This is a genomic window from Streptomyces sp. NPDC048277 (assembly GCF_040652235.1).
Classification (GTDB): Bacteria; Actinomycetota; Actinomycetes; order Streptomycetales; family Streptomycetaceae; genus Streptomyces.
Genome location: NZ_JBEZLQ010000027.1, coordinates 104,293 through 118,425 on the forward strand (window position 1 = coordinate 104,293; position 14,133 = coordinate 118,425).

12 protein-coding genes are annotated in these 14,133 nt (G+C 74.2%); all 12 read right to left on the reverse strand.

Features of this window, described 5'->3' with window-relative positions:
- Position 1: 1 nt before the first annotated feature.
- From AB0D85_RS41230 to AB0D85_RS41285, 12 genes are read right to left on the reverse strand one after another with little or no spacing between them, the layout of a single operon-like run.
- A complete protein-coding gene (locus tag AB0D85_RS41230) occupies positions 2 to 1,702 on the reverse strand; it encodes a hypothetical protein (RefSeq protein ID WP_362332544.1) in 1,701 nt (566 codons plus the stop codon).
- Positions 1,699 to 2,994 (reverse strand): hypothetical protein, encoded by a 1,296-nt coding sequence (locus AB0D85_RS41235; RefSeq protein WP_362332547.1) that lies wholly within the window; start codon positions 2,992 to 2,994, stop codon positions 1,699 to 1,701. Before AB0D85_RS41235 ends, AB0D85_RS41230 begins: the two co-directional genes overlap by 4 nt.
- On the reverse strand, positions 2,991 to 4,940 hold the full coding sequence (locus AB0D85_RS41240; protein WP_362332550.1) for a hypothetical protein: 1,950 nt from the start codon (positions 4,938 to 4,940) through the stop codon (positions 2,991 to 2,993). Before AB0D85_RS41240 ends, AB0D85_RS41235 begins: the two co-directional genes overlap by 4 nt.
- A 17-nt stretch (positions 4,941 to 4,957) precedes the next feature.
- Entirely contained in the window at positions 4,958 to 7,309 is a 2,352-nt protein-coding gene (locus tag AB0D85_RS41245; RefSeq protein ID WP_362332553.1) for a phage tail protein, read from the reverse strand.
- Between the two features lie 53 nt (positions 7,310 to 7,362).
- Positions 7,363 to 9,744, reverse strand: coding sequence for a putative baseplate assembly protein (locus AB0D85_RS41250; protein ID WP_362332556.1), 2,382 nt, complete (start codon positions 9,742 to 9,744; stop codon positions 7,363 to 7,365).
- Positions 9,741 to 10,148: a GPW/gp25 family protein gene (locus AB0D85_RS41255; protein WP_362332559.1), complete on the reverse strand. Its 408-nt coding sequence runs from the start codon at positions 10,146 to 10,148 to the stop codon at positions 9,741 to 9,743. The genes AB0D85_RS41250 and AB0D85_RS41255 overlap by 4 nt, the downstream gene beginning before the upstream one ends.
- On the reverse strand, positions 10,145 to 10,903 hold the full coding sequence (locus AB0D85_RS41260; protein ID WP_362332561.1) for a hypothetical protein: 759 nt from the start codon (positions 10,901 to 10,903) through the stop codon (positions 10,145 to 10,147). The genes AB0D85_RS41255 and AB0D85_RS41260 overlap by 4 nt, the downstream gene beginning before the upstream one ends.
- Positions 10,900 to 11,565, reverse strand: coding sequence for a phage baseplate assembly protein V (locus AB0D85_RS41265; protein WP_362332564.1), 666 nt, complete (start codon positions 11,563 to 11,565; stop codon positions 10,900 to 10,902). The genes AB0D85_RS41260 and AB0D85_RS41265 overlap by 4 nt, the downstream gene beginning before the upstream one ends.
- Complete coding sequence (locus tag AB0D85_RS41270) at positions 11,562 to 12,644, reverse strand: contractile injection system protein, VgrG/Pvc8 family (protein WP_362332567.1); 1,083 nt, start codon at positions 12,642 to 12,644, stop codon at positions 11,562 to 11,564. Before AB0D85_RS41270 ends, AB0D85_RS41265 begins: the two co-directional genes overlap by 4 nt.
- A gap of 3 nt (positions 12,645 to 12,647) precedes the next feature.
- Positions 12,648 to 12,833 carry a hypothetical protein gene (locus AB0D85_RS41275; RefSeq protein WP_362332570.1) on the reverse strand — a complete coding sequence of 62 codons (186 nt, stop codon included), beginning with the start codon at positions 12,831 to 12,833 and terminating at the stop codon, positions 12,648 to 12,650.
- Positions 12,834 to 12,853: 20 nt separating this feature from the next.
- The gene (locus tag AB0D85_RS41280; RefSeq protein ID WP_362332573.1) at positions 12,854 to 13,606 is read right to left on the reverse strand and encodes a LysM peptidoglycan-binding domain-containing protein; all 753 of its coding nucleotides are present in this window, start codon (positions 13,604 to 13,606) and stop codon (positions 12,854 to 12,856) included.
- The gene (locus AB0D85_RS41285; RefSeq protein WP_362332576.1) at positions 13,606 to 14,133 is read right to left on the reverse strand and encodes a phage tail protein; all 528 of its coding nucleotides are present in this window, start codon (positions 14,131 to 14,133) and stop codon (positions 13,606 to 13,608) included. The genes AB0D85_RS41280 and AB0D85_RS41285 overlap by 1 nt, the downstream gene beginning before the upstream one ends.

Consider the following 14,133-nt stretch of genomic DNA (forward strand, 5'->3'; position numbering starts at 1 on the left):
CTCAACTGCCCCCGTCGAAGTGGAAGGCGATGATCCGGCCGAGCGCGGGCACCCAGCCCGGATCCTGGTCCAGCCCGCTGGACCGGGCGGTGAGGTCGATCTGCTCCAGCCCGAGGAGCACGTCGACGTGGGTGCGGCCGATCACGAGGGTGCCGGGCTGGGCGAAGGCCTCCGGTGCGAGACCGCGGCGGTCGAGCAGGTCGTGCAGCCGGTCGGTGAACACCTCGGGCCGGACGGGCGTGGGTGTGGACGGGTCGCGGCCGTCGAGTTCGGCGAGGACCCGCCAGACCGGGTCCTGCGACGCGGTGCCGGGCCCTGCGGGCGGCACGCCCAGCAGTGACCTGCCGAGCGCTTCGAGGGTCCCCCAGCCGGAGTCGGGCTCGGACTCCGGGGCGTCCAGGCTCGGCAGATCCAGCCAGGTCATCAGGTTGACCGCGTAGAACAGCGTGGCGAACCGGCTCTCGACGGCCTCGCCCCGGCCCGGATCCCCTCCCGGCCACCGGCCATGCCGCCACGGGCCTTCGGGGCGGGGGGCCGCGTCCACCGTGCCTCGGGCGGCCTGCCCCGCAGGCGGGCGTGCGCCGCCCGGAACGGTGGCGGACCGGCGGACGGGGCCGACCGGGGCCTGTTCCGAGGTGGTGGTCGGCCGTCGCGCGGCCTCGTCCGCGGAGAGAGGGCTTCGGATTCCCGCCCGCTCCGGGGCGGGCGTGCCGTCCGCGGCGTCGTCCGGCGCACGGCCCGCGCCCCTAGGCGACCGGGTTCCGGGCCTCACCGGGGGCCGCTCGCCGGCGGGTGGGTGCGCCGGCCGCCGGGCGGGATCGGCCGCGGGCGCGGCCGCGGTCCCATCGGCCGCGGTGCTGCCGAGGCCGGCGGGCGCGTCCGGCGTCTGCCCGGCGCCGTCGGCCGCCGACCGTGCCGCGGCGCTTTCCGGTGAGGTGTCCCGCCCGGCGGGTTCCGGGCTGGAGGCGTCCGCGGACCGCAGGAGACCGTCGATCTCGCGCAGGAGGCGGACATCCCGTGCGGCCGACGGCGTGGCCGCGAGGGTCAGCCCGAGAGCCAGCAGCGCCTGCCCGGCCGGGCGGAGCGTGGCGCCGCTCCCCGGTCGGCCGGGCACCGGGGGGAGCAGACGGTCCGGCACTGCCGTCGGCCCGGACCCGGGCGGCACAGCCGTCGCGCGGAAGGCGGCCAGCATCGCGGCGGCCACCGCGCGGGCCTCGGCGTCGGACAGCAGGCCGACGGCCCGTACGGCGTCCGACGGCGAACGCCGGGCCGTCAGGGCCAGCGTCGCGGGGAGAAAACCCGGCCGGGCCAGCCAGAGCCGGGCCAGGGTCGTGCCGATGCCGGCCGCGGCCGCTCCGGTCCGGATGTCCGCTGGCCAGTACCACCGGTCGGCGGCACGGTCCGCGACCAGGTCGGCCGTCAGACAGGACAGCGCCTCGGCCTCGTCGTTGAAGACCACCGCCGGGCAGTCCGGCGGCACCGGGCCGAGCGCGGGCCGGGCCGCTCCCCTGCGCAGTGCCGTGACGCGCTCGCGGGCCGTACGAGCGTCGGCGGCGAGCACGCTCAGCCGCCGGATCACCAGCACGGACCGGTCCGGCGCCGAGGGCGCGAGGTCGAGCGCTCGGACGGCGGCGTGCCCGTCGGGCGATCGGTCGCGAGCCCGGTGCAGGCGCATGCGCGCGATGCGCACGGTGTCGCTCATGCGGCGGTGCTCTTCGACGGATCCGCAGCCTTGGCGATTGTCCCGCCGTTGCCTGCCTGCCAGGGCGGGCCGGCCATGAACACCACGTAGGCCGGCTGGTCGGAGGCGTCGAGGTTCTCCTGGACGTAGAAGAACGTCAGCGGACGCGGTCCCTCGTTGCCGTAGTCGGTGCGCACAGCGGGCAGTTGCCAGGACTGGCGCAGTGCGCAGTCGGCGACCGCCCAGGTGATGACACCGCCGAACGACGCCAGTTGACCGAAGAAGCTCCAGGGGTCGAAGAGCGAGCCGGCGAACGCGGCCGCCGTCTGCTTGGCCACGAGGGCGGGCGGCGCGAACTCGCTGTTGTCGTCGACGGCGGGCAGGAACCCCACCGGCGGCAGCAGGGCGAAGACCGTCGCGGCGTCCAGGGAACGGGCCGTGCCGCCGGCCGCGATCTGGTCGATCTGGTCCTGGAACTGCAGGAACCGGGCCTGTCCGTCGGCGTCGCGCCGGTCGGCCGTGACCCCCGACCACGACGAGGGGACCGGATCGGGGGTCGTGATCCTGCGCCGGGCCGACCAGTTGTCGAGGTCGACGACCTGCCGGCCGTCCCAGCGGAAGACCGCCAGCGGCAGGTCGAGGTCGGTGAGGTCCGCCGGGTCGAGGCGGTCGAACCCGGAGTACGCCGGGTCGAAGGAGAACGGGTTCTGGGGCAGGGCCGCCAGTTGTTCGCTGCCGAAACACCAATGGGCCGTCAGATTGCGCAGGTTGTCCGGCGTGGTGGCGAACCCGGCGACGGTGGTGAGGGCGGGCAGGGTGACCGCCCGGATCTCCACCCCCTCCGCCGTCCAACGGGCCGCGCAGCCGGGCGACATGCCGCTGTCGGGGGCCGCGGCCAGCGGCGTCCGCCCCTGCGGCTGCTGGGCCGGCCGGGCCGTGAGCAGGTACGTGCCCTGGGCGACCCCGCTGCTCGTGCCGGTGCCCAGGCCCGAACAGCGGGAGAACAGCGCCGTGTTGACGGTGGTCGCGGCGGCCGTCAGGGTCAGCGGCAGCGTGATCGTCCGCGGCGCGGCCACCGGCTGCCCGGAGCGGCTGATCCCCGTCCCCGCGGCCACCGTGAGGGTGGTGGCGCCGGAGGTCACCCAGAGCCCCCGCACGATCCCGGCACCGGCCGCCTGTCCGATCCGGTTGTCCCGGGCGAGCAGACTCGCCTGGCCGGTCGCCAGGTCCTCGGCGGCCAGGAGCCGCCCGTTGACGTAGTTCGGCAGCAGGTCGCCGCCGGTGAAGTCCGATCCGATCGTCTGGCTGCTCATCGCTTCTGGCTCCGCCCGCCGGTCGTCCGCGGTGCCGCCGCCTTGGCCGGGGTGGCCCGCTTCGCCGCGGCGGCGGACGCCGCGACCGCCGGGGCCGCCGCGTCCGGCGCCGCGGCCCGGTGGAACGCCACGATGCTCGACTCGCCCGGGTCCCAGCCGGTGAACTCCACGCCCTCGGCGGCGATCCAGGCGGCCAGCTCGGTGCTGCCCGAGGTCGGGCCGGCGAGGCCGAAGCCCTCCGCCGGGAAGACGAACCGTACGTACGCCGGGAACGGGCGGTTGTTGTGCGGCACGTCCGTCGTCACCGTCCAGGCGTTGCCGTAGAGCGGGTCCTGGGTGAGGCCGGTGACCGCCAGCGGGTTGCCGGTCAGCTCGTCGTACGCCCGCACCTGCGGGGTCTGCGCGATCATGTCGTTCCGGGCGCCCCGGGGTTCGGGGTGGAACCACAGCTCGAAGCTCAACTGCTGGTCCGTCGCACCGGTGTCGGTGATCGTGACGAATTCGGCATTGGTCGCCGGTGTGCCGGATGGCGGGCTTTCGGCCAGGGCGGAGGCGGCCGGCGTCGCGGTGGTCCCCGGTGCGGGGATCGTCGCGGAGGCGAGGACCGATCCGTTGTACGGCCCCGGGTTGAGGAAGAGGACGCCCTCGTCCTCACGGGCCTGGTTCAGGGTGATGTTGCCGTTGATGAGGACCGAGTCGGAGTCGAACGTCGCCGTCAGTTTCTGGCCGCTGGTGAACTTCGAGCTCGGCGGAGGGGTCAGCGTCCATACGGAGGCCAAGAACGTGGGATTGCCGAAACTGTCCTTCGCGGACACGGCGAACGGCGCCTCGGCACCGGATGACGTGGTGACCTGGATCGGAGTGGTCAGCCTGACCTGCTGGGAGAACTGCGCGACGACGGTCAGGACCCCCGCCGTGGACAGGGAGGGAACCAGCGTCACCAGTTCGACCGGATCGGTGACCTTCTTCTTCGGCACGCTCAGCTGCTGGATCAGCTGGGTGTTCAGCACGTGCGGGCGGCCGGTGAGAGTGACCCAGGTGCCGCCGACCGTGGGGTTGGCGGGGTCGAACGGCCCGTTGCCCAGATCCATCAGCAGGTCCCCGAGCGCGATCGCCGGGTCCGACGACTCCGGGGGCGCGATCAGATCCGGCGTGAGCCTCGGCCGGACCTCGGTGACCCAGATGTCGAAGACCTGCTCCCATACCTCGAAAGCGTTGTACGCGGGGATCTGATAGGCCACCGGCATCCCGCTGAACGACGAGTCGAGGTCGCCCGGGCCGTTCGGCGCCTGGTCGGCCAGGGCCCGCACCGCGTCGAACAGCTCGCTGTAGCCCGGCAGATGGCCGTCGGGCTGGTTGGCGACGACCTCGACCGACGCGAGGAGCCGCCCGAGCCGGCGGTCGGAGTCCCAGCGCGGCATCGCCGGGCGGTCCCAGCGCAGTTGAATGTCCCAGGAGTCGCGGATACGGGAGGCCACCTGCGCCTGCCCACTGGTGCCGCACGGCTGACCGGGCACGGGGACCAGATCGTCCAGGCAGCTCGCGTAGCTCGCGGCGACGTACATGTGCACACCACCGGAGCCGTCGGTGTGCTCCGCGACGATGCCGGGGCTCGCCTGTTCCTGGGCCACCAGCCAGCTGCCGATCCGGACGCACTGGGCGTCCGGGACGACGAACTCCCGTCCCCACTGGTCGATGCCCGCGCCAGGGCTGACGGTGACGATCTGGTCGTTGCCGTCGGCGGTCGGTGCGGCGGTCACGTTCAGCCCGTAACTGATGCCGGAGCCGTGCAGCAGGCGGCGGTGCCGGTAGTCCTTCTCCTGCCGGTACAGCTGCTCCTGGAGGAACTCGTCGAGGCCGAGCACCATCCCGTAGGAGTAGTTGACCCGCTTGTCGGGGCTCAGCGTTCCGGTGGACAGGGAGACGCAGGGTTCGGTGACGGTCATCGCAGGCTTCTCCTGGGCTACAGAGCGGGAAGGGCGCCGACGCGGTCGCGATCGCTCACGAGCCGGTCGGTGATGTCGAAGGGGTAGGCGTAGCCGAGGTAACCCCCGGCGAGCGTGCCGCCGCCGGTCACCACCGGCGTGAACAAGGGGCTGCGGCCGATCGTGGTGTCGAGGCCGAGGCGGGCTCGTCCGACGGCGAACAGCTCGTCGAGGCGGCGCAGTCCGAATCCGGTGTGGGCGGGCTTGGCGGCCGCCACGATACGGTTCACCATGGCCTCGGCGTCGGCCGACAGCCCGGCGGGCACGAGCACGTCGAACCGGTGGGCGGCGCCGCGGACCCGGGTCAGCGGATCGGGGGCCGCCTGGCCGGGCGGCGGGGCGGCGTCGCGGGTCAGGAACCGTTCGACCACTCCGACGCCGGATCCGCTCGCCGCGCCGACCGGGTCGAAGACGCGCTCGTCCACGACCGGGTCGAGGTACACCCGCAGGGTGGCCAGCAGCCCCGGGACGGTGCCGCGGCGGCGGTAGAAGGCGTCGACGTGCCGGATCAGGAAGCGGCGCCGCGCGGTGTCCCACAGCGGGTCGAGGGCGAGCCCGAACCAGGCGGCGAGCCACGGCAGGTCGGCGGTGGGCGCGGTGCGGGCGTCCAGGAGCAGGTGGGAGTGCTCGATGCGCTCCTCCAGCGCGGTGTACAGGCCCTCGGGGTTGGCGAGGAACCGCTCCAGGAACCGGCCGGGGTCCGCGCTGTCGGTGTAGACCGCCGGCAGATAGTGCTCGGGGTAGGAGAACCGGGGGTACCAGGCGCGCAGCGAACGGATCAGCGGCGAGGAGCGGCCGGTGCCGGTGAGGGTGACCTCCAGCTGGAGGTAGCGTCCGGTCACCCCCTGGAAGAGCAGTTCCCAGGTGCCGGTGCCGTCGGGCAGCGTGCCGTCGGCCTGCCGCCGGTCGGCCCAGACGTCGAGCCAGGGCAGTTCCGGGCCGTCGGAGCGCTGGTAGGGCACCGGTTGGGCGAGCCACGGCTGCTGGGTCAGCAGGGCCGGGTCGTCGCCGCCGCGGGCGCGCAGGCTCACGCCGGTGCCGGTGGGGAGCTGGGCGTCCAGCAGGAGCCGGTGCCAGACGCAGCCGGGCAGCCGGCTGTCGAACGTCTCGCCGGGGATCGCGTCGGCGACGGGGGCCGGTGTCACCAGCGTGGCGGTCGAGGCGAAGCGGCACTCGGTGAAGACCTCCAGGGAGATCCAGCGTTCCCCGAAGTCGTACCAGGCGCCCGGTCCGGAGCGGACCAGCGCCCGTCCGGCCCACCGGCGCATCGGCAGGAATTCGTCGCGGGCCCGCAGTTCGCCGGTGTCGGGGTCGAGGGTGAACGCGATCACCTGCTCGCCCTCGGCGTCGCCCACGTAGAGCACGGGCGGCGGCAGCGGGCCGGTGGCGGGAGGGCCCGCCAGGTAGCAGAAGTCGTGGCCGAGCAGCGAGTACAGCGTCGGGGTGTTCGTCGGGTCCCGCGGGTCGATCACCTCGACGGCATCGCGCATGGGCGTCGTCCAGCGCAACTGCTCGCCGTCGAAGCGGTACAGCGTGGAGTAGCCGCGGCCGGGGTCGGCGTCCAGGACCAGCACGCTGTCGTCGGGGCCGGGTTCGATGGCAACGGCGTGCAGGGGTGCCGAGTCGGCGTCGAGCAGCGCGGCGGGCTTCGGGCCGCACAGCCGCAGGTGCTCGTCGAGCCGCCAGTAGCAGGCGTGTTCGGCGTCGAGTACGAGGGCGCCGCCGTCGGCGGTGTCGGCGAGGTCCCACGGGGTGAACGAGGCGGGGTCGGGCCACAGCAGCCGCAGGGGCGCTCCGCCGCCGCGGAGGTCGAAGGCGAGCAGCCCGGCTTCGCAGGGGGTGCCCTGGGTGCGGTAGCCGACGAGCAGGTAGTGGCGGGTGGTGACCGTGAGCCCTTGCAGCAGGATGTCCACCGGCGGGCAGGGGCCGGCGTGGCCGAACGCCGCGGGGTCACCGGTCCGGCAGGCGCAGCTCGCCGCCAGGTCGTCGACGGTCCACCAGATGGAGGCGGCGTGCGCGGACGCGGCCCGTCCGCGGATGGTGCGTCGGTCGGTGTCGATCCAGTACCAGTTGCCGTAGCCGTCCCGGCCCGCGCCGCGCCGGGCGGCGGGATCGATCGGTGGGGTGCGGCCCGCACGCCGGAACAGCGGGGTGTCCCGGCGCAGCCGCAGCACCCCGAGGCCGGGGTCGTACTCCCAGGCGGTGCTCACCGCCGTCGGCGCGGTGTCCGCCCACGCCTCGGTGAGGGTGCGTCCCGAGGCCGTGTCGATGCAGCGGCCCCAGTCGTCGATCCCGTTGACGACGTGGTACTGGGAACCCTGGACGTCCATGGCACTCCTGTCCTGTTCACGGTTTCGGGCGTACGGGCGGTACCGACGGGCGGTCAGCAGGTGTCGGGCACGACCGGCACCGGCACCTGGGTCGGCGGCGCCGGCCGGCTGCCGCCGGTCAGGCCGGCCGGGTCCGGCGCGGTGCCGGAGGTCACGGTGACGGTCGCGGCGGGCAGCCGCAGCCCGCTGATCGGCACCGAGTCGACCGGTGAGACCACGGAGCCGTCGGCGTCCGTCATGGCGATCAGCACGGAGTCGACGTATCGCACGCCCGGGACGCGGGTGGCGATCGCCTCGATGTCCTGCGGGCGGACGTCGACGCCCAGCGGCCAGCCGGTGCCGGCGGCGTCCGGTGCGACGAGGCCGTCATCGGCCCCGATCGCGGGCAGCCCGCCGGTCAGCGGGGACAGGAACACCGAAACGGCCTTGGTGACCGCCTGTTCGACGGCCGAGGGCACCTGGCCGGGGAGGGTGGCGATGCCGACGGAGACCCAGATCGGCTGGTACCGCGGTCCGCGGACGTGCAGTTCGGTGGTGACGAGCCGCCGGGGGTCGAGCCAGCCGCACACCGTGTCGAGGAACTGCCGGTCGGGCGAGGGGCTCTGCGGCCGCAGCGGGTCCGAGCGGGGTATGACGAGGACGGTCACCATGCCCGGCCAGTTCTGCGGCAGGTCGTCGCGGTCGGGGTTGAACAGCGGCAGCACCTCGACCCTGCCGAGGTCCACCCCCGGGGTCCGCCGGGTGAGGTCCCGGAAGTCGTCGGCGGTGACCAGCCGGTCGCGGTGGCGCAGCCAGCGGGTGACGGCGCTCTCGCCGTCGGCGGCCGACTCCCCGTCGCCCGCGCCCCAGGTCGGCACGGGGTTGGTCACGCTGAATCCGCCGGGCAGCACGGCGCTCTTGGTGATCCCCCCGATCGCCACCCGCCCCTGGAGTCCGCCGCCGGAGGAGTACGAGGCCCGGATCGCGGCTCCGCGCGGCGGGCGCAGCCCGGACAGGCCGTTGCCGAAGGTGAGCAGGCCGGTGGCGCGGTCCAGGGTGAAGGCGGTGTCGTCGGGGCCCGCGGCATAGATGTCGTCGGTCTCGGACCAGGCGTGCCAGGTGCCGTCGGCGTCCTGGACCTCCACGGTGCGGCCGCCGGGCGCGGTGTCGCCGAGGACGGGGGTCCTGGCCAGGGTGAAGGTCTGGAACGGCGTGCCCGTGCCGATGCCGACGCTTTCGGCCTGGACGGCCTCGGACTGCACGGCCCGGGTCGCGTTGACGCCCAGCCAGGTGATCCGGCTGGTGGGCCCGTGGTCCACGGCCGACAGCGACGCCAGGGTCGTGGGGTCGCCGATGCCGTCCCGAGTCCCGGTCCCGCCCCGGCAGCCGCATCCGGTGCCGGTGCCGGTGGCCGTGCCGGTGCCGGAGGCCGAGGATTGCAGGCGCACCCGGATCCAGCTGACGAGGCGGGCCGACACGGCGGCGTCGTCCACGCGGGGCGGGAAGTCGCCGGTGCCCTCCGCCTCGGGGTCGAACGCCCAGAGCAGCAGCTGCTCGTACGGCGGCAGCGTCACCTGGACCAGGCCGGGCCGGTCGAGGACCGCTTCGGCGTAGGTGACGGGCAGCCGGGTGTAGCGGGCCGGGCCGACGCCGAAGCCTGGGCCGGACAGACCGGACGGGTCGGGTTCTGGCGCCGCGATCTCGAAGACGAGGCCGGGGTCGGCGGCCGGGGTGCCGGTCCGCTGGGGAGGCAGGACCTGGCCGGGGGTCGCCGTCGCCGGGTAGACGCCGATGGACAGGCTCTGGCCGGCGACGGCCCGGCGGACGGCGTCCGGATCGGCGCCCTTGGGGCCCAGCAGTGCCACCCACAGGGAGCGGTCGACGGTGCCGCCCGTCTGGTCGGCCAGATCGACGACCGGGTCCGGTTTGCCGGTGGCCGGCGGGTCGAGCGAGACGGGCTTGTAGAAGGTGAGGACGTCGGTGTCGGCTTCCAGGAAGGTCTGGTAGATGAGCTGGTAGCGGTCCCGCGTGGCCTGGTCGAGGGCGGGCTGCGGCTGCTTGTAGTACACCGCCGACGTGACGGGCAGCACGGCCATCGGGGTGGCGGTGCTGAACGGGACCTGCCCGGCCTTGAGTTCGGTGCCGGTCGGCACCGCCAGCGGCGGGGTGAGCGGGCCCTTGTCGTTGCCGATCGTGACGAGGCCGACCCCGGGGCTCGGCGGCTGGAGGGCGATCCCCAGCATGGTGAGGAACTTGAGCCGGTTCGCCTCGGGGATCCGGTTGCCGCGGTAGAGCAGGTTCTCGGTGAGGAAGGCGAACAGTTCGAGGATGGTGACGCCGGGGTCGCTCTCGTTGAGGTTGGTCCACTCCGGTGTGTGCACCGGGACCCGGGCCAGTGCCTCCCGGACGAGCTGGTCGAAGGAACGGTCGTCGAGAACCGGGATCTGAATCGTCACGGCTGGTCCTGGCCTTCCGCGCTGAGTGTCATCTGGAGCCGCTCGCGGGCGCTGGTCGCGATCAGGGTGTAGGTGATGGTGAGGTCGACGTCGCGCGGGTCGGCGGCGTTGGCCTGGGCGTCGACGTCGTCGAGGCGGATGCGCGGCTCCCAGCGGGTCAGTGAGCGCCGTACGTCGTCGACGATCAGCTGCAGCGTCGCGACCGTGTTGGGCTCGAACAGGTACCGGTCGAGCCCGCACCCGTAGCCGGGCCGCTCGACCCGTTCGCCGGGGCGGGTGCGCAGGATCGTGACGACGCACTCCCGTACGTTGGCCTCGCCCGCGGACCAGACCATGCCGCCGTCCGGGCCGACCCGGGGCGGGAACGAGACGCCCTGTCCGTAGAGCGCCGCCGGTGTGGTCACGAGGTCGGTCCTTTCGTGGTGGCCGCCGACGGCCGCCGCGGGGCGTCCGGGTCGAGCGGGCCCGCGAGCTCGAACGGCTGCGTCGGCGCGCTGATCACCGGTGCGCAGGGGTCGCGTACGAGGACGGCGCGGATGACGTAGGTCGTGGTGACGTCGTCGGCGACGGTGTCGCCGCCCGACACCGGGATGTAGCCGTAGCGGACCGTGCGGGCGGACGGCTGTCCCGCGGCCATGCCGAGGGTGGCCGCCGCGGTGCCCGGCGCCGCGAACGCCGCCACCGGCGCGCGGTGCAGGGGCAGTTCCCGCTCGCCGGGCACCAGCGCGTGGGCCGTGGCGGGCTGCCAGGTCCCGGTGTCGGTGGCGCTGGGCACGAAGCCCTTCTCCGCGCCCTGCCGGATCCGGCGCAGGACGAACAACGCCCGTTCGCCCAGGGCGGGTTGGACGGTGTGGTCGGGGATTCCCGGGCGGTGGCAGACCAGCGAGGCCAGCACGAGGTAGTACCTGCGGCTGTGCGAGGGGAACAGCCGGTACGAGCCGTCCTCGTCGGACCGCTCCGGCAGCGTGGCGGGAAGGTCGGCCGGGGATCGTCCGTCGGTGCCGCCCACGATGGACAGGAAGTCGGCGAGGAAGGAGTCGGTCCGCAGCTCGGCGATCCACGGGCGCAGGAACTCCTCGCTCGCGGCGGCGACGGTCCGGGCCGTCCACAGCGGGGCCGGTGCGAGCCAGCGCGGCGTCTCGCGCGCGGCGGCGCTCACGTGGTGTTCCCGGTGCCGGAGGTGTACATGGCGGACACCACCGAGTTGGCGATGATCGTGTCGCACTGGATCGCCCCGGAGTCGGCCCACATCGCCGAACTGACCGTCGCCGAGCCCGCGTCGATCTCCAGGGTGGTGGCGCTGATGGACAGCTTGCCGGCGGCGGTGAGCGTGATGCCGGCCGGTGCCATCTCCAGGGTGTTGCCGCCGGCGTCGGCGAGCCGGATCGTGCTGCCGCCGTCCTGCAGGCTCACCGTCTGGCCGCCCGGGGTCGTCAGCGACAGCGTCACGGCACCGTCGGTGTCGTCGAGCGTGATCCGGATGCCGGTCCGGGACACGATCGACTTGACGTTGTTGCCGGAGTCCATCGACTCGGGCGGGGCGTCCTGGCCGTTCCACAGCGCACCGACCACGTAGGGCCAGTCAGGGTCGCCGCCGCCGAAGCCGACCAGCACCTCGTCGCCGGCCTCCGGGACGAACCAGGTGCCCCTGCCGCCCCCCGCCATGGTCGTGGCGACCCGGGCCCACACCGCGTACTCCTCGCTCCCGGAATCCGGCGACCAGGGCAGCCGCACCTTGACCCGGCCCTGCCCGTCGGGGTCCTGGTTGTCGCTGACCACGGCCGGATACACGCCGAAGTAGGCCGCGCCGTCCGGCGTCATCGCGCGGCCCCCAGTCCGGGGCGCTCGACGTCGAACTCGGTGCGGTGGCCGAGCGCGAGGTCGTAGCTGTGGCGGACCCGGCAGACCGCGTAGTCGCCGTCGAAGGCGGCGCCGAGGCCGGTAAGGCTCACCCGCGCGCCGACCCGCAGGGCGGGGTTGCCCGCCGTGGTGCCCGTCCCGCACACGAACCGCCGGGCCCGCGCCAGGTAGGCGGCCCGCGCCAGCGCCCGGGCGTCGTCGGCGGCCAGCGGCGCCGACCGGACGATCCGCTCGTCGCGGTCGCCGAACGCCGAGCCGAGCAGGGTGGATCCGCCGCGCTGGCCGGCCTCCAGTTCGGCGGCCAGGTCCGCGGAGTCGGCGGTCTCGTGGATGGCGGCCTTGTCCGCGACCGACCAGCCGGTCACCGCGACCCGCGTGACCTGGTCCGCGAGGTCGGCGCGGGCGGAGAAGGACAGCAGGTCGGCGCCGTAGCCGAGGTGGACCGTCGTGTCCTGCCGGTCGGGGCGGCGGCGGACCCGCAGCGTGCCGCCGTCGAGCCAGACCTCGCCGTCGTCGGACCGGGCCAGGTCGCGCAGCAGGGCCAGGTCGCTGCGGTTGAGCTGGGCGGTGACCTTGCGGGCCGGGCCGTCGAGTCGGACATCGGCGGTCAGGCCGTGGTCCCGGGCGAGCCGGTCGGTGACGTCCGTGGTGGTGGAGTCGTCGAAGGTCCGGGTGCGCCGGGCGAGCCGCAGGTCCTGGAGCCGGTCCTCGGCGAACACCCGCGCCTGGGCGGGCCCGTCGGCGGGGTAGTCGGCCTGCAGGGCGCTGACCCGGCCGGCGAAGACCTCGTGGTCCACCCCGTCGGCGGCGAACGACACGGACAGGTCGGTACCGAAGCCGATCGGATCGCCGCTCAGGTAGAGGTAGTCCTGCGCGGAGCCGCGGGCGCCCCAGTTGCCGAACGCCGCCTCGCACCAGGACATGCCGAGGGTCGTCTCCTCGACCGTCAGCGCCATCAGGTCGCTCGTGGCGCGCGGGTCGGCGGTGCCGTTCAGGACGATGGCCGGGGTCGACACGTACGCCGCGGTGTGTGGGCTCATGGCTCAGTCCGCCAGCAGCCGGTGCTCGTGCGCGAGGGCCTCGCGGTGCCAGTGGCGCAGCCGCTCGCCGAGATCCGCCGCCTGCCGGTCCGGCCGGTCCCCGGCCGCGGCCGCGGCGTCGGCGTCCGGGTCCGGTCCCGCCGGGGCGGCCGGTTCGAGGATCTCCAGCTCATTGATGTCGATGCGCACGGGTGGTCAGTCCTTCCTGCTCACGGGGTACGGACGCTGGGGTCGAGGACGGTCCCCGGGGGCAGCAGCCGCGGGTTGTCGATGCCGTTGGCGGCGGCGATGGTCTTCCAGGGGACTCCGGCACCGGACCGGGCCGCGATGGACTGCACGCTGTCCCCGGCCTGGCTGAGCGTCAGCGGCGTCGTCCCGACCGGGGCGCCGGTGGCGGCGGTGACTGCGGAGGGCGCGGCCGCGGTCGCCGGGGCCGCGCCGGTCCCGGCGGCGGCGCCGAAGGGGACCGGGGTGGCCTGCGGCGGCTGGGCGGTGGCCGGGTCGGGCTGCTTGACGTCGGAGAGCGTCATCCGCACGGAGGCCCGGAGCGGGATGCCGGCCGCGGAGAAGAAGTCGATGGTCTGGGTGAGGGTCTGCACGGCGCCGTAGAAGACGAACCCGCCCCAGCTGAACCGGGCCACCCGGCGGGCCGGGGCGGCGCTCCCCCGCGAGACGGCCGGCAGTGTCAGCGCCACGATCGGCTGGGTTCTGTCGGCGACCGACTTCCCGGTGGCCGTGGTGTCGAAGGTCAGGTCGACGCTGAGCGTCGTCGACTGGCCGGTCTGCTGCGCGGCGAACTTGCTCCACGTGCCGGACGAGATCACCGCGTTGGCGCCGGTGACGCCCGTCGGGGTGTACGTGAGTTGCAGGCTCGCCGGGTCGAAGTCGACGGTGACGCCGCCGCTGTCGTCCACGGCCTTCCAGGTGACCGGATTCCATTCGGTGATCGTCGCCGTGCCCATCAGCCCGCACCTCCGCCGACCGTGGCCGGGCCCGCGGGCACGGTGCCGGGTCCGGGGCCGTCCGGCAGCCCGATGTCGAGGCGTTCGTAGACGAGCCCGAGTTCCTCCACGGCGACCAGTCCGTCCCTGGCGTTGAGCCCCGGCGCCCGCATCCGCACCGGCAGGCAGCCGGTCAGGGTGAACCGCAGCGCGGGAGTTCCGTCCGCCGCCCGCATGGTGACGTGGCCGTGCGCGGTGAGCACGGAACCGGGCCGCGTGCCGAGCGTGAACCACCGCCAGAGCTGGAGGTTGTCCGTCATGCCGCGCTTGAGGGTCAACTGCCCGTACGTGACCGGGCCGATGAGGTGGATCTGGCGGTCGTTCATCCCGCCGACGTCGAGTTTCCTGGTCTGCATCGTCATCTCCAGCCCGTCGCACTCCGCGAAGGCCGCCTCGCACAGCGGGCCGGCGAGGTCGGCGGTCTCCTTGTCGAGGTCGAGGACGACGTCGAACCGGAAGGCGGTGAAGGGCGGGTCGATGGGTGTCAT